Raw genomic sequence first — 21,288 nt, 5'->3', positions numbered from 1 at the left:
GCCTGACAGGTGTGTGGCCGCCCGGGATGAGAGAGCGCATCACGGGCATGCTGTAAGCAGAGTGGACATCCCTGATGGCCCTTTGCGAAACCGGGGCTTGCCCCTGCGACCCGCTCAACCCACGTCAGGTCGCGTCACTACATTCCTCTCGGCAATCTTCGGATTGCCGCTTTTTTATGGCGGGAATACATGTGTGAACCCCGCACCTATGTTGGTCTGCCGTGGCAGCCCTGCCTTCCGTTTGCCGGTGCAATGGCAGGCAAAGAGGCTCTCCACGCCCTCCTGTTGCAGATACATGCCCAGCGCAGCAGCCCGCTGCGTGCCGGAAAACTTCAGGTGCAGACCACCTATGACGGCATGCACCCGCTCCTCGCCGCACACCTCCTGGGCCCATTGCACTATGTTCTCGACCCCGGAGTGGCCGCAGCCGATAAAGATGATAAGGCCACGTGGGCTCTTGTAGGCCAGCGCCGAATCATCCGATATGACATCCTTCTCTATTCGCCCGCCACGCACTATGTAGCCGAGCAGGGAAGGCGCCGCCTTGTCGCGCCGCAGGATACTCCCCAGAAATACCAACCGCTCGGACAGCCAGACCGGCTCGGCAGAGCAGCGGGGCAGCAGCCCTCTGGCCACCAGAGCCTCCGGCGCAAGATCGCCCGAGAGTCGATAGAGGTTGCGACGCAAGAAGGGGAACGACAGAAAATAGCCACGTTCGCAGAACACATCCGGACAGGCTATCAAGGGGACAGGATCGGGATAGACGGGCAGCGAGCCGATACCGCCCACATGATCGTAATGACCGTGGGACAGCACCACGTGGGTGAGCGAGGCGAGATCCATCCCCATGACCCCGGCGTTATGGCGCAAGGCCCTCCCCCTCCCGCAGTCAAACAGCACCTTGAGGCCATCACACTCCAGCAGCAGCGCCAACCCCCTCTCCGGCAAACAACCTGGGCTATGGACCTCGTCATCCACCAGCACGGAAAACTTCAGCATCTCGCTCCCCCTGAAAACAAAACGCAGGCACCAGGCCTGCGTTTTTCATCGACAATCCCATTACTGGGTCATGGTCAGGCCGTTGCTGTCGGCCCCCAGCAGCAACTTCTTGCCGGGAACGATGCGACCGGAAAGCAGCGCCTGCGCCAGCGGGTTCTCCACCTTGTGCTGGATCGCCCGCTTGAGGGGCCGTGCCCCGTAGACGGGGTCGAACCCGGCGTGCACCAGCTTCTCGAGCAGCGCCTCGCTCACCTCCACCTCGTAACCCTGAGCCTCCAGACGGCCCATCAGGCTCTTGAGCTGGATGCGGGCGATGGACTTGATGTGAGCCTCATCGAGGGGGTGGAACACCACAGTCTCGTCGATCCGGTTGATGAACTCGGGCCGGAAGCTGCGGGTCAGCACCTCCATCAACATGATCTTCATCTCGTCGTAATCCTTCTCGGAGTGGTGCTCCTGGATCAGATCCGACCCCAGGTTGGAGGTCATGATGACGACCGAGTTGCGGAAATCGACGGTACGACCCTGACCATCGGTCAGGCGGCCATCGTCCAGCACCTGCAACAGGATGTTGAACACATCCGGGTGTGCCTTCTCCACTTCATCGAGCAGGATCACAGAATAGGGGCGACGGCGTACCGCCTCGGTCAGATAACCCCCCTCCTCATAGCCCACGTATCCCGGAGGTGCACCCACCAGACGGGCCACGCTGTGTTTCTCCATGAACTCGGACATGTCGATCCGCACCATGGCGTCCTGGGTATCGAACAGGAACTCCGCCAGCGCCTTGCACAGCTCAGTCTTGCCCACCCCGGTGGGACCGAGGAACAGGAAGGAGCCGATGGGGCGGTTCGGATCCGAGAGCCCGGCACGGGAGCGGCGAATGGCGTTGGAGACGGCTTCAACCGCTTCCTCCTGACCTATCACCCGGCTGTGCAGCTGATCTTCCATCCGCAGCAGCTTGTCACGCTCCCCTTCCAGCATGCGCGCCACCGGAATGCCGGTTGCACGGGCCAGCACGTCGGCTATCTCCACGTCTGTGACGCGGTTGCGCAGCAGACTGGTCTCCTGCATCTCGGCCTGGGTGGCGAGATCCAGCTGTTTCTCCAGCTCGGGAATGCGGCCGTATTGCAGCTCGGACATGCGACCCAAGTCGCCTGCACGGCGCGCCACGTCGAGATCCTGACGTGCCTGCTCCAGTGCCGCCTTGATGTGCTGGGTACCGGCGAGGGCAGCCTTCTCGGCCTTCCACACCTCATCCAGCTCGTTGTATTCCCGATCCTTTTCGCCAATCTCCTGATTGATGAGATCCAGCCGCTTGCGGCTGGCGTCGTCATCCTCTTTCATCAGCGCCTGCTGCTCCAGCTTGAGCTGGATGATGCGCCGCTCCAGCCGGTCGAGTGACTCGGGCTTGGAGTCGATCTGCAGCCGGATGCTGGCCGCCGCCTCGTCGATCAGGTCGATGGCCTTGTCCGGCAACTGGCGATCGGCTATGTAACGGTGCGACAGCTGGGCCGCCGCCACGATCGCCGGATCCGTGATCTGCACATGGTGGTGCAGCTCGTAACGCTCCTTCAGGCCGCGCAGTATGGCGATGGTGTCTTCCACGCTCGGCTCCTCCACCAGCACCTTCTGGAAGCGGCGCTCCAGCGCGGCATCCTTCTCTATGTACTGGCGGTACTCGTCCAGGGTGGTGGCACCGACGCAGTGCAGATCGCCACGGGCCAGCGCAGGTTTCAGCATGTTGCCCGCGTCCATGGCCCCTTCGCCCTTGCCGGCGCCGACCATGGTGTGCAGCTCGTCTATGAAGAGGATGACGTTGCCCTCCTCCTTGGCGAGATCGCTCAGCACGGCTTTCAGCCGCTCTTCAAACTCGCCGCGGTACTTGGCACCGGCCACCAGGGCGCCCATGTCCAGGGAGAGCACCCGCTTGTTCTTGAGCCCTTCCGGCACTTCGCCGTTGATGATGCGCTGGGCCAGCCCTTCGACGATAGCGGTCTTGCCGACGCCGGGGGCACCGATCAGCACGGGGTTGTTCTTGGTACGGCGTTGCAGCACCTGGATGGTACGGCGGATCTCTTCATCGCGACCTATCACGGGATCCAGCTTGCCGATCTCGGCCCGCTCCGTGAGGTCTATGGTGTACTTCTCCAGCGCCTGGCGATTCTCCTCGGCGTTGGCATCTTCGATCTTTCTGCCACCGCGCACCTTGTCGATGGCGGCTTCGAGTTTTTCCTTGCTCAAGCCCTGAGCACGCAGCAGTTCGCCCAGGTTGCCCTTCTCGTCGAGGGCGGCCAGCACGAACAGCTCGGACGAGATGAACTGATCCTTGCGCTGCTGAGCCAGCTTGTCACAGACGTTGAGCAGGCGACCCAGGCCGTTGGAGAGCTGCACATCGCCCTCCACGCCGCTCACCTTGGGCAGCCGATCCAGCTCTTCGCCGAGGCGAGAGCGCAGGGAATTGATGTCCATCCCGGTCAGGGTGAGCAGTGGACGAATGGAGCCGCCGTCCTGATTGACCAGGGCGGTCATCAGGTGGACGGGTTCGATAAATTGGTGATCACGACCCAGTGCAAGAGACTGGGCATCGGAAATAGCAACTTGGAATTTGCTGGTCAGGCGATCGAGGCGCATCGCACTCCCCCTTTCAGACAGACGCCGCTCGTGCGGCAAACAACATGACTTTCTGACAAGAAAGATGCGGCCCGTACGGGTTATTTCAAGGGGCTTGGCTGGTTATTTTTTCTGCAAAGCGGGGAGGAGGCAGGATCCCCGCCCCTCTCACGCCGATCTGATCGTGAGAAAAGCGGGGTGATGGCTGACCGGGTGCTTGTCAGGCTCTTAGCGGGCCAACCAGATGATGGAGGCCATTCTGCCGGTCTGACCGTCGCGACGATAGGAGTAGAACCGCTCGCCATCGCCGAAGGTACAGAACTCGCCGCCGTAGACGGCGCTCACACCGGAACGGGCGAGACGCAGCCTGGCCAGCCGGTAGATATCCGCCAGCCACTTGCCCTCGTTGGGGGAAGGCACAAAGGCAGCGGCGGCGTCGGCCTGTTCAACCATAAAGGCGTCGCGCACCTCGCCCCCCACTTCAAAGGCGGTAGGACCGATGGCCGGGCCAAGCCAGGCCAGAATGTCGTTCGGTTCACAGCCCATGGCCGCGATGCTGGCTTCCAATACGCCTCCTTGCAGCCCGCGCCAACCGGCATGGGCGGCAGCCACCACAGTGCCCGCCCGATCGCAAAACAACACGGGAAGGCAGTCGGCGGTCATCACTATGCAGGCCTGCCCCGCCTCATAGGCGCAAGCCGCATCAGCATCCGGCACGACATCATACTGGTTGCTGACCGGATGCACTGCGGTGCCATGCACCTGATTGAGCCAGTTGAGGGGGCCGGGAATATCCGCAACCTGCTGCAGGCGGGCACGGTTGCCCTCGACCCGCGCCGCCGCGTCCCCCACATGGGCGCCCAGATTGAGGCCGGCGAAGACCCCTTCACTCTCGCCGCCATCCCGGGTGGTCGACAGGGCTCTGACACGAGCCGGTGCCGGCCAGTCGGGTTCGATCCATTTCATCTGTGGCTCCTTTCATTTATTCATATAAAAACGGGGCTCCTTAGCTGTTGCCAGTCAAGGAGCCCCGTTTCAGGCCTGATTCAAGGGCAGGGCTACGGCAGGAATCGTCGCAGAGCCACCCTCTTCATCAGTTCCAGACCAGCTCATCCAGATTGATGAGGGTGATCTTGGTGTGCAGCACTTCCATCAGCTCATCAATTCCAGACTAAATCGTCCGGATTGGCCAGGGTGTCAGCGCGCAGCACTTCCATCAGATCCACCATGTCCTGCGGCGTCTCGGAGTGCCACTGCATCACTTCACCCGTGATGGGGTGTGCCAGTTGCAGCATGGTGGCATGCAGCGCCTGACGATTGAAGCTGCGCAGCATCTGGGTCAGCTCAGGGGTCGCATTGCGCAGCAGGCGCAGACGGCCACCGTAGGCGGGATCCCCCACCAGCGGATGCTTGATGTGAGCCATGTGCACACGGATCTGGTGGGTACGACCGGTTTCCAGACGCAGACGCAGACGGGTGTGGCCACGGAATTTCTCGTGTACCCGGTAGTGGGTCACGGAAGGACGGCCATTGGGCACCACAGCCATGTGGGTGCGCTGGGTCGGGTGACGGCCGATAGGCGCATCCACTGTGCCGCCTGCGGTCATGTGACCGATGGCGATGGCTTCGTACTCACGGGTGATCTGGCGCGCCTGCAGCGCTTCCACCAGATGGGTCTGAGCGGGCACGGTTTTGGCAACCACCATCAGGCCTGTGGTGTCTTTATCCAGACGGTGCACTATACCGGCGCGGGGCACCTCGGCGATGCCGGGATAGCGGTGCAGCAGGGCGTTGAGTATGGTGCCATCCGGCGTGCCTGCACCCGGGTGAACCACCAGACCGGCCGGTTTGTCGATCACCAGAATGTGTTCATCTTCATAGACGATGTTGAGCGCTATGTCCTGGGCATCCCAGCGGGTGTCATCTTCCAGCTCGACATCTACATGCACCTGTTGCCCGGCCAGTACCTTCTCGCGCGGGGTGTTCGCAACCTGACCATCCAGGGTCACTCTGTCCTGTAAAATCCACTCCTTGATGCGGGTTCGGGAGTAGTCTGGAAACAATTCGGCCAGGGCCTGGTCGAGTCGCTGCCCGAATTGGTGATCCTGAAATTCGCCTGTCAGTTCAATATGCTGGCTCATGTATGGTCTCTTGAGCGGGGGGTATCAATTCGAAATAATCCGGGTATTCTAGCTTTTCTTTTAGCCAAGCATAACGGATACTTTGCCAATTTCGTGGAAATGGACCGGATGTTGTTGATGGGAAAGAAGTCTCACCTGCTGATGTCGCTCGCCTTGGTTGCTACCTTGATCACGGGCTGTTCCAGCACCAAACCCAAGGTCCCCGACGAACCGCCGGAGACCCTGTACCAGAAAGCACGCCTCAAGCTGGATGCCGGTAACTACCTGAATGCTATCGAATTACTGGAAGCATTGGACTCGCGCTATCCTTTCGGCGCCTACTCCAACCAGGTACAGCTTGACCTCATTTACGCCTACTACAAACAGGACGATACCGCCCAGGCGATCGCCAATATCGACCGTTTTATCCGCCTCAATCCGGCGCATAAAAATATCGATTATGTGTTCTACATGCGCGGCCTGACCAACATGGCCGGCGATTACAACTTCTTCCAGGACTTCCTGGGCATCAATCGGGACGATAAAGACCCCTCTTATGCCCGTCAGGCCTTCCAGGACTTCAAGACCCTGTTGCAGAACTATCCCAACAGCGTCTATGCCGCCGATGCCCGTGCTCGCATGATCGGTCTGAAGAACCGCCTTGCCCGCTACGACCTGAGCGTGGCCGAGTACTACGTGAAGCGCGATGCGCTGATCGCCGCCGCCAACCGGGCCAAGCTGATTGTCGAGACCTATCCCGACACGGCCGAAACCGAGAAGGCGCTGGAGATCATGGTCGAGTCTTACGACACGCTGAAGATGCCGGCCCTGGCCCAGCATGCCCGCGAAGTGCTGGCCAAGAACTACCCGGACAACCGTCTCGGCCGCGGCTGAGTTCAACGGCCAAACCGGTCGCAACAGAAAACCGATGCCCAGGCATCGGTTTTTTTATGTCTGCAATTTACCTGCAGAGTGCAACTGGCATGACGGCGCCGTGTATGCGCCGCCATCTTCAGTCAGCTATTTGGCCACATTGCCCGCCACGTTGAGCACGTCCCAGGTGCGGGAGAAGGGCGGGGCGTAGGCAAAGTCCAGCATGCCGAGCTGCTCCGTGGTCACTCCCATTGTGATGGCGACCGCCAGCGCATCTATGCGGTGGACAGCCCCCTTGCGACCCAGGATCTGGCCCCCCAGCAGCCGCTTGCTGCCCGCCTCATAGACCAGCTTGACGTGGATGTCGGACTGGCCGGGACAGTAGTTGGTGTGGCACTTGTCCTTGATGACGACGGTGCGATAGTCGATGCCCATCGCCTTGGCCTCTTGCTCAGAAAGACCGGTGCGACCCGCCTCCAGCCCCAGCACCTTGAGCGCCGCGGAGCCCAGCGTGCCCGGGAACACCTGTTCGGCCCCGGCCAGGTTCTCGCCCACCATGCGGCCCAGCTTGTTGGCTATGGTGGCGAGCGGCACATAGACCTGCTGCTGCTTGACGCTGTGCCAGACGCTGGCGCAGTCGCCGGCAGACCAGACGTTGGCCAGCGAGGTGCGGCCCTGCCTGTCCACCTCGATGGCGCCATTGGCCAGCCGTTTGATGCCGGTGTCGGCCAGGAACTCGGTGTTGGGCTTGACCCCGGTGCAGACTACCACGATATCGGCCTCATACTCGCCCTGGCTGGTTCGCACGCCCGTGACCCTGCCATCCCCCAGCAGAGCCTCAACCCGCTCACCCAGATGGACACAGACCCCCTGCTCGCGCAGTTCGGTTTCTATGTGCTGGGTGATTTCGCTATCAAAAGCGTCGGGAATGACCCGATCCGCCAGCTCGATGAGCCGCACCTCTTTACCCTGATGCACCAGGGCCTCGACTACCTCCAGCCCGATGAAGCCGGAGCCGATCACCAGGGCGCGGGTATTGTGCTTGTCCTGCACCGCCTCCTTCAGCGCCAGCCCGTCGGCCATGCGGCGCAGGCCGAACACCCCCTGCTGCTGCAGGCCGGGGATGGGGGGCATCACTTCACGGGCACCTGTGGCTATCATCAGCCGATCGTAACGATCGGTGAAGGTGTCGCCCTTGTGCTCCACCCGAAGGGTATGGGCGGCCGCATCGATACCGAGCACCCGGTGGCCGGTCTTGACCTCTATCCCCTTGGCGGCGAACTGCTCCGGGGTGAACTCGGCCATGTAGCCCGGCTCCTGAAACTCGTCGCCGACGAAGTAGGGCAGGCCGCAGGCGCCGAAGGAGATCACCTCGGAGGCCTCGTACACCACTATCTCGGCATCCTTGGCCAGACGACGGGCCTTGGCCGCCGCACTCATACCGGCGGCTTCGCCACCTATGATCAGGATTCTCATACTTTCTCCTTTCAATGGCAGAGGGAGGGCATGCCCTCCCTCTGGTCTATCGATGGGCAGGGGCTGGCCCCTCCCCTGGCAAGCGGATCAGATGGTGGACTCTTCGCCGTCCAGACACACCTCGTGCTCGCTGTTGAACACCGCCATGTCGGTCTCACCCAACAGGCGGCTGGTGACAGTACCGGCGGTGATAGAGCCGGAAACGTTAAGCGCGGTGCGGCCCATGTCGATCAGCGGCTCTATGGAGATGAGCAGGCCCGCCAGCGCCACCGGGAAGTCCAGGGCGGAGAGCACGATCAGCGCGGCGAAGGTGGCGCCGCCACCGATCCCGGCCACCCCGAAGGAGCTGACGGTGATGATGGCGATCAGCGTCATGATGAAGCCGGGATCCATGGGATTGACCCCCACGGTCGGGGCTATCATCACCGCCAGCATGGCCGGATAGATGCCGGCGCAGCCGTTCTGGCCTATGGTCGAGCCAAACGAGGCGGCGAAGTTGGCGATCCCCTCCGGAATGCCGAGCGCCTTGGTCTGGGTCTGCACGTTCATCGGGATCGAGCCCGCACTGGTGCGGGAGGTGAAGGCAAAAGCCAGCACCGGCATGATCTTCTTCAGGTAACGGGCCGGGTTGATGCCCACCAGGCTCACCAGCAGCAGGTGCACCGCAAACATGATGGCGATGGCGCCGTAGGAGGCCATGACGAAGCTGAGCAGGTTGAGGATGTCGGCGTAGTTGGAACCGGACACCACCTTGGTCATCAGCGCCAGCACGCCATAGGGAGTGAGGCGCAGCACCAGAGTCACCATCCGCATCACTATGACGTGAGCCACCTGCATGAAGTGGCCGAAGCTCGCGAAGATCTCGGGCTTCTTGCGGGCGATGCCGGTGGCGGAGAGGCCGATGAAGATGGAGAAGATCACCACGGCTATGGTGGAGGTCTTGCGCGCCCCCGTCATGTCGAGGAAGGGATTGGCCGGGATGAACTCCAGCACCATCTTGGCAAAGGACATTCCCTCGACGCTGCCGAGTGTGGTCTGCAGCGCGGCGCCACGAGCGGTCTCGGCGGCGCCGGCGGTGAGCCCTTCGGCGGTCAGGCCAAACAGGTTGGACATCAGTATGCCCGCCCCGGCGGCAATCATGGTGGTGAAGATCAGCACGCCTATGGTCATGGCGCTGATCTTGCCAAGGGCGGTGCCGCCGTTGAGCTTGAGGATGGCGCCTATGATGGAGACCATGATCAGCGGGGTGATGATCATCTGCAGCAGCTTCACATAGCCGCTGCCGACGATATCCAGGTAGTCACCGGTCTGCACCAGCACGCTGGAACCGGCACCATACAACAGTTGCAAGGCGGCGCCGAACAGGATGCCGAGCCCCAGCCCCGAGAAGACCCGGCGGGTGAAGCTGACGTGGGTTTGCTGCAACCGATAGAGAAACAGCAGCAACATGACCAGGATGGCCAGATTACCTATAACGCTAAGAGTCATGACGATATTCCCCAAAATAATCGGGCCGGGCCCGAGGTATACGGACGAGTGTCCAGTGCACACTCCTCCCTGAAACGTGCCGCATCGTGGCGACTTGCCCCCCGGTGCAACCGGGGTGACACAAAACCGGGCCACGCCTGGCAGGCGCAACCCTGACATCAACCGCATCGGACGCCCCGTGGCCGGGGCGGCGTCAGCAGACAGAAAAACAGAGGGTGGCTTGCGCCACCCCTTGCATCACTGGGCCTTGCCCTGTTGTTTGGCCCGCATGATGTTGATGATCTCGATATCGGTATCCAGCATCCCCAGTTTGGAGAGACGGCCCAGGTTGGCTATGGTCTGGTCCACGTCGTCGGAGACTATGCCTTCGCTCTGGGGTACGTGCAGATTGTTGATGGCCATCAGCGACGATTTGACCGCCGCCGAGGTGGAGGTAGAGACCTTCATGGAACAGGCACTGCCCGCGCCGTCGCAAATGATACCGGAAACGTCACCGATCATGTTGTTGATGCAGTGACTAATTTGCTCGAACTGGCCGCCCAGCAGCCAGGTGATGGCGGCCCCCGACCCCATGGCAGCCGTGCTGGCGGCGCAGAGGGCCGACAGCTTGTTCTGATGGGTCTTGATGTAGATGGCCACCAGATGGCTCATCACCAGCGCCCGGGTCAGCTGCTCGTCGCTCGCCTTGAGGAAGCGGGCGGCGGCGACCACCGGCATGGTGGCGGCTATGCCCTGATTGCCGGAGCCGGAGTTGGACATGGCGGGCAGCATGGCGCCGTCCATGCGCGCATCGGAGGCCGCCGAGGAGAGCCGCATGGCCAGCGTCATCAGATCGTCGGAGAGCAGCTTGCGTTCCACCTGCTCGGTCAGGATCTTGCCGATCTGCAAGCCATAACCCTGCAGCCCTTCATCCGCCAGCGCCTGGTTCATGGTGGCCGCAGCGCGAATGAAGTCGATCTCCGCCAGCGGCACCTCAAGCGCAAACGCCACTATCTCGCGCAGCGTCATGGCGGGCTTGCCGGACTTGGCGGGCTGGATCTGCACGCCGGGGGCGCTGGCCTGCTCCATCAGCACCTCGCCGTCCAGCTCCATCAAGACGATGCGGGTGTGGTCGGTACAGATCACCACCCGGGCGCTGTGGCCCTCCACCTCCGCCAAGACCTCGGCATAGAGCACGTCAGCCACATCCTTCACGTCCACCTTGATGATGGGCAGCAGCGCCTTGGCGGCTTCGACCTGATCTGGCGTGAGAGTCTTGAGCACCTCCAGCCCCGCATCCGGGTTGCCCCCGGTGAAACCGACCGCCGCCGCTACCGGCAGCCCTATCATGCCGGTGCCGGGCACGCCGACCCCCATGCCGTTCTTGAACAGGTTGCCGCTGACCCAGACGCTGACGCGGGTCGGGTCCTGCCCCAGCAGCTTGCGGCAGTTGGCCGCCGCCAGCGCCACCGACATGGGCTCGGTGCAGCCCAGGGCCGGCACCACTTCACGCTTGAGCAGGGTAATAAAGTCGGTCCATTGTGCTTTCATTGCGATGTTTCTCATGTTCATGTCGCCCACGGGCGGGCTCTTATTGTTCGGTCAGATCCGCTTTGCGGTTGCGGATATGCAGATAGACGGTATGACGGGAGATGCCGAGCATCTCGGCCACCAGCTGGGCGGCATCCTTGATCTCGAAGATGCCCATGTCGTAGAGCCGGTGCACGATCGCCTTGTTGCGCACGCTGCTGCCGAGACTGGCATCCTGATCCACCTTGTCGATCACCTGGGCCACCAGATCGTCCACCGAGCTGGCGAAGGTCTCATTGTTGAGCGGCGCCGGCGCGGCGGGCAACGAGAAGGTATCGAGCAGGGCGCAGAGCGGCGTATCCAGGCTGAAGTTCACGCACAGCATGCCGACGGGTTTGCCCTCCCGGTTGCTGATGGTGATGGAGGAGGACTTGAGCAACGCCCCCTCGCGAGTGCGGGAGAAGTAGCTGCTCCACTGACTGCCCGCCGCGCTCTGCAGCTTGTTGAGGGCGAAGTCGGTGACGGGCGCCCCCTCCTCCCGGCCTGTGATATGGCCGTTGGCGATCTTGATGACGGAGGCGTGCAGGCTGTCGAAAGCGTGCAACACCACTTCACAACCCGGGCCGAACAAGGCGGAGAGCGCCTCCACGGCGGGTTCGAAGCTGGCGATCAGGTGGCGCTCTTCATCGGTCAGCGCACTGGCTTGGCGTAATGGGGTGGCCTGCATCATAGGGGTCATCCAGTCAACTTGGGGTAACTCTAAAGCAAAGGGACTCAAATAAAGTTGAGCCGCATCGCTTTTTCGCAGGCATTATGCCCAACTGGCGGCAAAGCGCCACAGATTGTGAACTGGCGCACAACGGCAGGGTCTGAACGGGTCGCAGGGCTCAACAGACGGAACCTGAACGTCCCGACTCAGAGTCCGTAGCGGGTCAACAGGGCCTGGTACTCTGGGGTCTGCTTGAAGGCCTTGAGGGCGAGGGAGAACTGATAGGCCAGCTTCTCGTGGCCGGGCTTGTGGGTGAAGGCGAGGAAGTTGCGGTTGCTGTCGGTCACCGTCTTGTCGCTATGGCCGATCTGATCCTGCAGCCCCTGCCCCCTGACCAGGTAGCGGCCCACCATCTGGTTCATCACAACGGCATCGAGCCGCCCTGCCATCATCAGGTGCAACTGCTTGATCATGTTGCTCTCCCCCGTCATGGGAACCCGGGTGAACCCGGCGGCGGTCAGGAAGGCTTCGCCATAGGCATAGTCGGTCTGGGTGCCGACGCGTAGCCCCTTGAGGCTGGCCAGGCTCTGGTAATCCACGGGTTTGTCCAGGGGGAAGAAGATCACTTCACCGCTCTGGGAGAGGGGTTCATCCGGGTAGTGCAGCCACTCCAGTCGCCGCTCCTCGAAGAAGGCATCGACTATGCCATCCCCCTGCTGCAACCTGGCCTCCTGCAACACCCGCTTCCAGGGCAGCACCTTGACCGTGGTGCGATAACCCATCCGCGTGAGCACGGTGCGGGCCAGCTCCAGATCGGCGCCCCCCAGGCTGCCGTCATCGAGCCGCATCACATAGGGCGGCCACAACTCGGTCAACAGGGTCAGGGTTGGCTGTTCAGCTGCCTGTGCCGCCAAACCCCACCAGAGGCAGATCAGGATCCATCCTTTACGCCATACCATGCCGTTCTCTCCACCCATGCATTGGCTGAGGATATACCAAAAAGTAAGTAATAAAAAAGGAGGCCTGAGCCTCCTTTTGTCTTTCCCGAACCACGCTTACAGCGCTTTCAGGATCGCCTCGACGCTGGCCTTGGCATCGCCAAACAGCATCTGGGTGTTCTCCTTGAAGAACAGCGGGTTCTGGACACCGGCGTAGCCAGTGTTCATGGAACGCTTGAAGCCGATGACGTTCTGCGCCTTCCACACTTCCAGCACCGGCATGCCGGCGATGGGGCTGCCCGGATCTTCCATGGCGGCCGGGTTGACGGTGTCGTTCGCACCGATCACCAATACCACGTCGGTATCGTTGAAGTCCTCGTTGATCTCGTCCATTTCCAGCACGATATCGTAAGGCACCTTGGCTTCCGCCAGCAGCACGTTCATGTGGCCTGGCAGACGACCGGCAACCGGGTGGATACCGAAGCGCACCTTGACGCCGCGCTCGCGCAGCTTGTGGGTGATCTCGGCCACCGGGTACTGGGCCTGCGCCACCGCCATGCCGTAGCCCGGGGTGATGATGACGGAGCTGGCGTTCTTCAGCAGGTCAGCCACTTCCTCGGCGTTGGTCTCGCGGTATTCGCCCATCTCCTGGTCGGCCGTGGAGGCCACGCCGTCGGAGCCGAAGCCACCGGCGATCACCGAGATGAAGGAGCGGTTCATCGCCTTGCACATGATGTAAGACAGAATCGCACCGGAGGAACCCACCAGGGCACCGACCACGATCAGCAGGTCATTGGAGAGCATGAAGCCCGCCGCCGCCGCCGCCCAACCCGAGTAGGAGTTCAGCATGGAGACCACGACCGGCATGTCGGCGCCACCTATGCTGGCCACCAGGTGCCAGCCGAAGGCGAACGCGATCAGGGTCATCACCAGCAGGGCGAAGGTGGAGCCACCGGCGTTGACGAAGGAGATCATCAGTACCAGAGAGGCCACCACGGCCAGCAGGTTCAGCTTGTGACGGTGCGGCAGCATCAGCGGCTTGGAGGAGATGAGACCACGCAGCTTGCCGAAGGCAACCACGGAACCTGTGAAGGTCACGGCACCGATGAAGACGCCCAGGAAGATCTCGACCAGGTGGATGTTCAGCATGGAGCCGGAGAGGTGCTCGACCTGAGCGACGCTGGCCGCCTGTTCGAACGCCGCCCGGGCCGCAGCCAGAGTCGCATCCAGGTTGGAACCGACGGAAACCACCACCTCGGCGGGAGCAGACGGGTGCAGATCGATGAAGCTGTTGAAGCCCACCAGCACAGCCGCCATGCCCACGAAGCTGTGCAGCACGGCGACCAGCTCGGGCATCTCGGTCATCTCGACCTTGAGTGCCAGCCGCACGCCGATGGAACCACCTATGACCATGGCCAGGATGATCCAGTGCACGCCACTGGTTTCCGGGTTGAAGACGGTGGCGAGCAGGGCGATGGCCATACCCGCGATACCGAACAAGTTGCCATGCTTGGCCGTTTCTTGCTTCGACAGTCCCGCGAGACTGAGGATGAAGAGCACGGCGGCAACGATATAGGATGCTGTTACCAGTCCTTGAGACACGTTAAACCCCCTTAATCCTTACGGAACATCTTCAGCATGCGCTGAGTGACTGTGAAGCCACCGAAGATGTTGATACTGGCAATCAGCACGGCGATAAAGGCCAATGCGGTGACCAAAGTCGACCCTTGCCCGATTTGCAGCAGGGCACCGACCACGATAATGCCGGAGATGGCATTGGTGACCGACATCAGCGGCGTGTGCAGGGCGTGAGAAACGTTCCACACCACGTAGTAACCGACCACGCAGGCCAGGATGAATACGGTGAAGTGAGAGAGGAAGGCGGCAGGCGCCACGGCCGCGACCCAACCGAAGGCGGCGATGCCGAGGGCACCGAACACGAACTTCTTGTTGGACGGCTGCTTCGCCTCGGCCTTCTTGACCGGGGCTGCAGCGGGCTTCTGCGGCGCGGCGGAGACGGCGATGGCGGGCGGTGGGAAGGTGACTTCACCGGCCTGGATCACCGTCATGTTGCGCTGCACCACGTCTTCGAAGTTGATGGCAACCTGACCGTCCTTCTCTTTGCACATCAGCTTCATCAGGTTGACCAGGTTGGTACCGTAGAGCTGGGAGGATTGGGCGGGCAGACGACCCGGCAGATCGGTGTAACCTATCACCTTGACGCCGTTGGGGGTCACGAACAGCTCGGTCGGCACTGTGTATTCACAGTTGCCGCCGGTGGCCGCCGCCAGATCCACGATCACGGAACCCGGCTTCATGCTGTCGACCATCTCTTTGGTGATCAGCTTGGGAGCGGGGCGACCCGGGATCAGGGCTGTGGTGATGATGATGTCCACTTCCTTGGCCTGCTGGGCAAACAGCGCCATCTCGGCCGCGATGAACTCATCGGACATGACCTTGGCATAACCATCGCTGGAGGCACCGTCTTCGCTGCCGAAGTCCAGCTTGAGGAATTCCCCCCCCATGGATTCGATCTGCTCGGCCACTTCCAGACGGGTATCGAACGCCCGCACTATGGCGCCGAGGGAACCGGCAGTACCTATGGCAGCCAGGCCGGCCACGCCGGCACCTATCACCAGTACCTTGGCAGGCGGAACCTTGCCGGCGGCGGTGATCTGACCGGTGAAGAAGCGACCGAACTGGTGCGCGGCTTCGACCACGGCGCGATAGCCGCCTATGTTGGCCATGGAGGAGAGGGCGTCGAGGGACTGGGCACGGGAGATCCGCGGCACCATGTCCATCGCCATCACATTGATGTTGCGCTCGGACAGCTTCTTGACCAGCTCAGGGTTCTGGGCAGGCCAGATGAAGCTCACCAGGGTGGCACCATCTTTAATTTGTGCGATCTCGGCATCGGTCGGCGCATTGACCTTGAAGATAAGGTCGGCTTGCCAGACGCTCGGCACCACGCTGGCACCGGCAGCCTCGAAGGCGGCATCATCGAAGCTGGCCAGCTGGCCGGCACCGGCCTCGATGGCGACCTCGAAGCCGAGCTTTTTCAGCTGCTCAACGGTGGCCGGGGTCGCTGCGACCCGGGTCTCACCGGCGAGACTCTCTCTCGGTATTCCAATCTGCATGACTATTCCCTGATGGTTAATAAACAATCGCTGCCCAGTGTCGCATTTCTGGCGAAACAAGACATGACCAAAGTGCAGGTCACGGGCCCTTTGTTATGAAAATCAGTAGGCTTTACCTCAACCTCCTGTCATGGCCAGGCCCCCGCTTTTCAGGCGCGAAGGTGATTAGTATCAAATTTTGGAGTTTTATTACAACCGCAGTCCCGATGGTGCGCGTACAGAATTCAGCCCATCCCGGAGCATGATTTAAAAAAACAAACCAAATTAGCGACTTATACCAGTAAAAAGCGCTGGAAAAAGTGATCCAACCAGTCAAAAAAAATGTTTTACCGGCCCTCTATCTTAGCGCTTTTTGTTCTTACGAAATTCACTCCGATCACAGATATCGGGGTGAAAGCAGAAGAAGTAACTGTTTTGTAACAGACAAGGGGCCGATCCCTTGCCAAATGGCAGGATCCGGCCCCTTAGGTTCAATCGTTTCGATCCTGATGCCCTGGCGCGACGCCCTTACCAGGCCGCTTCATAAATATGCTGGCTCTGTACCAGGTCGATGTCGCCGTGCTCGCCGATGGCGGTCATGCCGTGCTCCGCCAGCTTGCCGATCAGGGTGTCTATCCCCAGCGAGGCGACACCGTAATCCCGCAGCCGGGTCTTGACCCCCATCCGCTCGAAGAAGTCGCGGGTGGCGGCGATGGCACCGTCGATGCGATCCTCCTCGCTGCCGCTGCGCAGATCCCACACCCGCTCTGCGTATTGCAGCAGCTTGGCATGCTTCTGCTGGCGCTTGGCCTGCAGCAGGGCGGGCAGCACCACCGCCAGGGTCTGGGCGTGGTCGAGACCGTGCAGGGCGGTCAGCTCGTGGCCCAGCATGTGGGTCGCCCAGTCCTGCGGCACACCGGCACCGATCAGGCCGTTGAGGGCCATGGTGGCACTCCACATTATGTTGGCGCGCACCTCGTAGTTTTCCGGCTCCAGCAGCGCCTTGGGGCCCTCCTCGGCCAGGGTCAGCAGCAGGCCTTCGGCGAAGCGATCCTGCACCTTGGCGTTGACCGGATAGGTGAGGTACTGCTCCAGAATGTGGATGAAGGCATCCACCACGCCATTCGCCACCTGGCGGGCCGGCAGCGTGTAGGTCAGCACGGGATCCAGCACGGCGAAGCGCGGCATCACGAAGGGCGAGAAGAAGTGCACCTTGTCGCCGGTGCTGCGACGGGTCACCACGGCGCCCATGTTCATCTCGGAACCGGTAGCCGGCAGGGTCAGCACGGCGCCGAGCGCAATGGCGGAGCGCACCTCGTTGCCCACGGTCTCGAGTATGTGCCAGGGATCCCTGGCCTCGTCGTAGTGGGCGGCGGCGGCGATGAACTTGGTGCCGTCCAGCACGGAACCGCCGCCGACGGCCAGCAGGAAGTCGATGCGCTCGGCGCGGGCCAGCGCCACCGCCCCCATCAGGGTTTCATAGGTGGGGTTCGGCTCTATGCCGCCGAACTCGAACAGTGTCATGCCGGCCAGCTCGCTGCGGATCTGCGCCAGCAGACCGGTGCGCACCACGCTGCCACCGCCATAGGTGATGAGGATGCGGGCGTCGGGGGGGAGCTGTTCGCGCAGCTGGGCAACCTGGCCCTTGCCGAACAGGATCTTGGTCGGGGTATGCAGGGTAAAATTGTTCATCGACATTGCCTTTTCATGTTCCGAGCGGTCTGGCCGCGAAATGTGATTGCATTTTTCTCCAGACAGCCTCTACCATCAAGGCAACATCCTGCTTGATTCTTGCCTATTTCTACAAAGCAACCAGAACCACAACAAAAGAGAGACAATGCAGAGCCGCTACGCCAACCTCGCCGCCAAGCTGACCCGTCACGTCACAGCCCCCGGCATCACCCCCTCTCCGGTGGAGCAGGTGAACCTCATCTACACCACCGAGTACCACGGCCGCACCCCTGTGCTCTACCAGCCACGCATGATAGTGATATTGCAGGGGCACAAGGTGGGCTATCTGGCGGATCAGGTGTTTCGCTACGACCCCAACCACTACCTGCTGATGACGCTGCCGCTGCCGTGCGAGTGCGAGTGTTTCGCCTCCCCCGAGCAGCCTCTCATCGGCTTCTCCCTCGAGATCGATCTGGTTACCCTGCAGGCACTCTTGCTGGAGCTGGGCGATGCCCTGCCCGCCCCGGCTCCGCAGAAGAGCGGCGTGCATTCGGTGCCCCTGTCGGAGGCCATGTTCTGCGCCGCCGAACGGTTGATCGACCTGATGGACAAACCCCACCACGCCCGGGTGCTGGGACCGCAGACGGTGCGGGAGATGCTGTTCTACGCCCTGCACGAGGGCGGCGGCCCGGCGCTGCAGGCGCTGGCCAACCGTCACAACCATGTGGGCCAGATCGCCCGTGTGCTGCGTATGATAGAGTCGCGCTTCGCCGACAACCTCACCATGGAGGAGCTGGCGCGGGAGGTGAACATGAGCGTCTCCGCCTTTCACCACCACTTCAAGGCGGTCACGGCCACTTCGCCGCTGCAGTACATCAAGTCGTTTCGCCTGCACAAGGCGCGCATCATGATGCTGCACGACGGCATCAAGGCCGGTGCCGCGGCGGCCAGGGTCGGTTACGAGAGCAACTCCCAGTTCAGCCGGGAGTACAAGCGCTTCTTCGGCAGCACGCCGACGGATCAGGCCTCCCGCTTTCGGGATGGCCAGCTGCGCATCATCGAAGGATAACCAGAGAGGAATGACTCATGCGTTCACTGCTTTGCCTGCTCACCGCCCTGCTGCTGACGGCCTGTACCGGCGTGGCCGAGGGCATACGCCCCGTCACCGGCTTCCAGCTCGATCGCTACCTCGGCACCTGGTACGAGATAGCCCGCCTGGACCACAGCTTCGAGCGGGGGTTGGAGCAGGTCAGCGCCAGCTACAGCCTGCGTGACGATGGTGGCGTCAGGGTGATCAATCGCGGCAGGCAGAGCGATGGCAGCTGGCGCGAGGCCGAGGGCAAGGCCTACTTCGTCGACAAGCCGGACGAGGCACGGCTCAAGGTGAGCTTCTTCGGCCCCTTCTACGGCGGTTACAACGTCATCGATCTGGACCCTGACTACCAGCTCTCCCTGGTGACCAGCTACAACCACGACTACCTCTGGATCCTCTCCCGCTCCCCCAAGCCGCCGAAAGCCAAGGTGGATGCGCTGATCGCCAAGGCCAAAGGGCTGGGCTTTGCCACCGACCAGCTGATTTGGGTCAAACAGCCGGGATAAGCGCCAGGAATGGCAAAGGGCAGCCCGCGGGCTGCCCTTTCTGTTGGTTGAGTCGCGGGATGATCAGAGCCGGAAACGGCCTATCTCCTGCTCCAGCCGCTCGGTCAGCGCCTTCAGCTCGGCGGCCTGGGCCGCCTCCTGATTGGCCTGCTCGGCCAGCTCCTGGGAGACATGGCGTATATTCTCGGTGTTGCGGCTGATCTCGCTGGTGACCGAGGTCTGCTCCTCCGCCGCCGCCGCTATCTGGGTCGCCATGTCGCTGATGGCGCCGATCGCCTCGTTGATCTGCCCCAGGCTCAGATTGGCGGCTTCCGCATCCTCCACGCTGGTACCCGCCAGCTGACGGCTGGTCTCCATGCCACCGACCGCACGACGAGTGGTCTGCTGCAGCGTCTCTATCATCTGCTGGATCTCGTCGGTGGAGTCGTGGGTACGGCGCGACAGCACCCGCACCTCGTCCGCCACCACCGCAAAGCCGCGCCCCTGCTCACCGGCCCGGGCCGCCTCGATGGCAGCGTTGAGCGCCAGCAGGTTGGTCTGCTCGGCGATGCCACTGATGGTGGCCAGAATGCCGCTGATCTTCTGGGCGTGGGCATCCAGCTCCACAATGATCTGGCTGGCATCGGCTACTTCGTCCGCGAGCCCTGTGATGCTGCGCTGGCTCTGCCCGACCTGGGACTGACCGGCGACGGCCAGCTTGACCGCGTCGCCGGAGGTGGTGGCCGCGAACTCGGCGTTGCCGGCGATCTCCTGGGTGGCGGAGGCCATCTCGGTCACCGCGGTCGCCACCATGACGATCTCGTCCTGCTGCTGGCGCACCCGCTGGCTGCGGGCCTGGGCACCGGCCGCCTGGGTGCGGGACTGGGCCGTCAGCTCCAGGGTCACGTCACGCAGGCGGCTGACGATGCCGTGCAGCCGCGCCACGAACTGGTTGAAACTCTCAGCCAGCTGGCCCACCTCGTCCTTGCTGCGGGTATTGATGTGGACCGTGAGATCCCCCTCGCCGTGGGCTATGTCGTGCAAGGCCCCGGCCACCCGCCCCAGATCCTGGAACAGAAACTTGAAGGTGCTGGTCAGCACCAGGCCAAATACCAGGATCAGGCCGGCACTGATGAGTGACAGCTCCCACAGCAGGCTCTGCAGCGGCGCCATCAGCACATCTTCATGCATCACCATGGCCAGCAGCCAGTCGGTGTTGGGAATAGGCAGCACCAGCATCTGGGTATCCCGTCCGCCGATCTGCACCAGTTGCAGGCCGCCCTGCTGGCTCATGCTCACCAGTCGGCCGGCATCCAGCTCGGGGGCCAGATCCTGGCTCTTCTTGAGCGCCAGCGCCTTGTCCGGGTGGGCGACTATGAGACCGCCCTTGTCCAGCAGCATGGCGTAGCCATCCCCCTGAACCCGCATCGCCAGCACATCCTTGATGAGCTGTTCCAGCGCCAGGTTGGCACCGACCACCCCGGCCAGCCGGCCCTGCTGCATCACTGGCTCGGCCAGGGTCACCACCAGTTGCTGCATGGTCACGCTGACATAGGGTTCGGTGATGATGAGCTTGCCCGCCTTGACCGCGTCCTGATACCAGGGCCGCTCGCGCGGGTCATAGTTGCCCTTGTTGAGGGAGGGATCGTTGCGGGTCATCACCCCCTCCTCCGAGCCGTAGTAGGCCAGCCCGAAGCCGCCGGAGCGCAGGGTCTGCTGCAGATGGGGCACCAGTTCGGAGGTCGGGTGGCTGGCGATGACATCGACCTGGGCGGTCAGGCTCTCGCGCCTGTCCTGCATCCATTTGCCTATCCCCTCCGCGTAGGCGCTGGCATAGTTGCGCGCCTCGCTGTCGATGGCGCTCAGGGTCTGGTTTTTCAGGGTATAGAAGGCGGTCATGCCCAGCAGGCAGACCGTGATCAGGACCACGCCAAGACTGGTGGCCAACAACTTGCCGCGAAGGGAGAGATTCATGGGATATCCTTATGGCTGTCTCAATGGCGTCAAACAAAGCTGCACGCCCTGTGTGGACTATATCGACAGAAAATCCCGATCCATGAATTTCAATCCGTTGATTTTAAATGAATCAGTAAGTGAACCCTGGCAACGCCCCTTGCCATCCGGCATGGGAAAATCCCCTCAGAACCCCGACTGATGCCCCCCAGCAGGTGTAAAAAAGGCCACCTCCAGGAGGTGGC

Annotated in this window: 16 protein-coding genes; 3 read left to right on the top strand and 13 right to left on the bottom strand. The window is 62.2% G+C overall.

The annotated features are described in order from the left end of the window. Window positions 1-174 precede the first annotated feature (174 nt). The 4 genes from CK910_RS06215 to rluD form a co-directional block, all read right to left on the bottom strand. Window positions 175-999: an MBL fold metallo-hydrolase gene (locus CK910_RS06215; protein WP_098981631.1), complete on the bottom strand. Its 825-nt coding sequence runs from the start codon at window positions 997-999 to the stop codon at window positions 175-177. Window positions 1,000-1,059: 60 nt separating this feature from the next. Then, on the bottom strand, window positions 1,060-3,633 hold the full coding sequence (clpB, locus tag CK910_RS06210) for an ATP-dependent chaperone ClpB (RefSeq protein ID WP_098981629.1): 2,574 nt from the start codon (window positions 3,631-3,633) through the stop codon (window positions 1,060-1,062). Between the two features lie 207 nt (window positions 3,634-3,840). Then, window positions 3,841-4,578, bottom strand: coding sequence for a peptidoglycan editing factor PgeF (pgeF, locus tag CK910_RS06205; RefSeq protein ID WP_098981627.1), 738 nt, complete (start codon window positions 4,576-4,578; stop codon window positions 3,841-3,843). Between the two features lie 194 nt (window positions 4,579-4,772). Continuing rightward, window positions 4,773-5,753, bottom strand: coding sequence for a 23S rRNA pseudouridine(1911/1915/1917) synthase RluD (gene rluD, locus CK910_RS06200; RefSeq protein ID WP_043142683.1), 981 nt, complete (start codon window positions 5,751-5,753; stop codon window positions 4,773-4,775). A gap of 117 nt (window positions 5,754-5,870) precedes the next feature. Between rluD and CK910_RS06195 the strand changes: the two genes are divergently transcribed. Beyond that, entirely contained in the window at window positions 5,871-6,626 is a 756-nt protein-coding gene (locus CK910_RS06195; RefSeq protein ID WP_043119513.1) for an outer membrane protein assembly factor BamD, read from the top strand. Between the two features lie 126 nt (window positions 6,627-6,752). Here CK910_RS06195 and CK910_RS06190 read toward each other — a convergent pair whose 3' ends face one another. The 8 genes from CK910_RS06190 to yqhD all read right to left on the bottom strand — a co-directional run bounded on the left by CK910_RS06190 (window position 6,753) and on the right by yqhD (window position 17,533). Further along, complete coding sequence (locus CK910_RS06190) at window positions 6,753-8,081, bottom strand: CoA-disulfide reductase (RefSeq protein ID WP_098981624.1); 1,329 nt, start codon at window positions 8,079-8,081, stop codon at window positions 6,753-6,755. Between the two features lie 87 nt (window positions 8,082-8,168). Next, window positions 8,169-9,569 carry an L-cystine transporter gene (locus tag CK910_RS06185; protein ID WP_098981622.1) on the bottom strand — a complete coding sequence of 467 codons (1,401 nt, stop codon included), beginning with the start codon at window positions 9,567-9,569 and terminating at the stop codon, window positions 8,169-8,171. Window positions 9,570-9,806: 237 nt separating this feature from the next. Then, window positions 9,807-11,114, bottom strand: a complete 1,308-nt coding sequence (locus CK910_RS06180; protein WP_172955251.1) for an L-cysteine desulfidase family protein — start codon at window positions 11,112-11,114, stop codon at window positions 9,807-9,809. A 25-nt stretch (window positions 11,115-11,139) separates the two neighbouring features. After that, entirely contained in the window at window positions 11,140-11,808 is a 669-nt protein-coding gene (locus CK910_RS06175; protein WP_016352294.1) for a helix-turn-helix transcriptional regulator, read from the bottom strand. Between the two features lie 185 nt (window positions 11,809-11,993). Next, window positions 11,994-12,746 carry a substrate-binding periplasmic protein gene (locus CK910_RS06170; protein WP_098981620.1) on the bottom strand — a complete coding sequence of 251 codons (753 nt, stop codon included), beginning with the start codon at window positions 12,744-12,746 and terminating at the stop codon, window positions 11,994-11,996. Between the two features lie 96 nt (window positions 12,747-12,842). Beyond that, entirely contained in the window at window positions 12,843-14,327 is a 1,485-nt protein-coding gene (pntB, locus tag CK910_RS06165) for a Re/Si-specific NAD(P)(+) transhydrogenase subunit beta (RefSeq protein WP_098981618.1), read from the bottom strand. A gap of 11 nt (window positions 14,328-14,338) precedes the next feature. After that, window positions 14,339-15,862, bottom strand: a complete 1,524-nt coding sequence (locus tag CK910_RS06160) for a Re/Si-specific NAD(P)(+) transhydrogenase subunit alpha (protein ID WP_043142703.1) — start codon at window positions 15,860-15,862, stop codon at window positions 14,339-14,341. Window positions 15,863-16,369: 507 nt separating this feature from the next. Next, the gene (gene yqhD / locus CK910_RS06155; RefSeq protein ID WP_098985005.1) at window positions 16,370-17,533 is read right to left on the bottom strand and encodes an alcohol dehydrogenase; all 1,164 of its coding nucleotides are present in this window, start codon (window positions 17,531-17,533) and stop codon (window positions 16,370-16,372) included. Window positions 17,534-17,678: 145 nt separating this feature from the next. On the opposite strand from yqhD, the gene CK910_RS06150 reads away from it, so the two are divergent. Together CK910_RS06150 and CK910_RS06145 are read left to right on the top strand one after the other, a co-directional pair. Then, window positions 17,679-18,581 carry an AraC family transcriptional regulator gene (locus tag CK910_RS06150; protein WP_098981616.1) on the top strand — a complete coding sequence of 301 codons (903 nt, stop codon included), beginning with the start codon at window positions 17,679-17,681 and terminating at the stop codon, window positions 18,579-18,581. Window positions 18,582-18,598: 17 nt separating this feature from the next. Further along, window positions 18,599-19,111 (top strand): lipocalin family protein, encoded by a 513-nt coding sequence (locus CK910_RS06145; RefSeq protein WP_098981615.1) that lies wholly within the window; start codon window positions 18,599-18,601, stop codon window positions 19,109-19,111. 63 nt (window positions 19,112-19,174) lie between these two features. Here CK910_RS06145 and CK910_RS06140 read toward each other — a convergent pair whose 3' ends face one another. Then, a complete protein-coding gene (locus CK910_RS06140) occupies window positions 19,175-21,064 on the bottom strand; it encodes a methyl-accepting chemotaxis protein (RefSeq protein ID WP_098981613.1) in 1,890 nt (629 codons plus the stop codon). Window positions 21,065-21,288: the final 224 nt, after the last annotated feature.

This window comes from Aeromonas sp. CA23, assembly GCF_002587065.1.
GTDB lineage: Bacteria > Pseudomonadota > Gammaproteobacteria > Enterobacterales > Aeromonadaceae > Aeromonas > Aeromonas bestiarum.
The sequence above is the reverse complement of the archived record's forward strand: the minus strand, read 5'-3'. Positions and strand labels throughout refer to the sequence as shown.

Excerpts from the sequence above, each read along its gene's own strand:
- CK910_RS06215 (WP_098981631.1), bottom strand. The coding sequence starts at position 999 with ATGCTGAAGTTTTCCGTGCTGGTGGATGACGAGGTCCATAGCCCAGGT.
- clpB (WP_098981629.1), bottom strand. The coding sequence starts at position 3,633 with ATGCGCCTCGATCGCCTGACCAGCAAATTCCAAGTTGCTATTTCCGAT.
- pgeF (WP_098981627.1), bottom strand. The coding sequence starts at position 4,578 with ATGAAATGGATCGAACCCGACTGGCCGGCACCGGCTCGTGTCAGAGCC.
- rluD (WP_043142683.1), bottom strand. The coding sequence starts at position 5,753 with ATGAGCCAGCATATTGAACTGACAGGCGAATTTCAGGATCACCAATTC.
- CK910_RS06195 (WP_043119513.1), top strand. The coding sequence starts at position 5,871 with ATGGGAAAGAAGTCTCACCTGCTGATGTCGCTCGCCTTGGTTGCTACC.
- CK910_RS06190 (WP_098981624.1), bottom strand. The coding sequence starts at position 8,081 with ATGAGAATCCTGATCATAGGTGGCGAAGCCGCCGGTATGAGTGCGGCG.
- CK910_RS06185 (WP_098981622.1), bottom strand. The coding sequence starts at position 9,569 with ATGACTCTTAGCGTTATAGGTAATCTGGCCATCCTGGTCATGTTGCTG.
- CK910_RS06180 (WP_172955251.1), bottom strand. The coding sequence starts at position 11,114 with ATGAGAAACATCGCAATGAAAGCACAATGGACCGACTTTATTACCCTG.
- CK910_RS06175 (WP_016352294.1), bottom strand. The coding sequence starts at position 11,808 with ATGATGCAGGCCACCCCATTACGCCAAGCCAGTGCGCTGACCGATGAA.
- CK910_RS06170 (WP_098981620.1), bottom strand. The coding sequence starts at position 12,746 with ATGGTATGGCGTAAAGGATGGATCCTGATCTGCCTCTGGTGGGGTTTG.
- CK910_RS06160 (WP_043142703.1), bottom strand. The coding sequence starts at position 15,862 with ATGCAGATTGGAATACCGAGAGAGAGTCTCGCCGGTGAGACCCGGGTC.
- yqhD (WP_098985005.1), bottom strand. The coding sequence starts at position 17,533 with ATGAACAATTTTACCCTGCATACCCCGACCAAGATCCTGTTCGGCAAG.
- CK910_RS06150 (WP_098981616.1), top strand. The coding sequence starts at position 17,679 with ATGCAGAGCCGCTACGCCAACCTCGCCGCCAAGCTGACCCGTCACGTC.
- CK910_RS06145 (WP_098981615.1), top strand. The coding sequence starts at position 18,599 with ATGCGTTCACTGCTTTGCCTGCTCACCGCCCTGCTGCTGACGGCCTGT.
- CK910_RS06140 (WP_098981613.1), bottom strand. The coding sequence starts at position 21,064 with ATGAATCTCTCCCTTCGCGGCAAGTTGTTGGCCACCAGTCTTGGCGTG.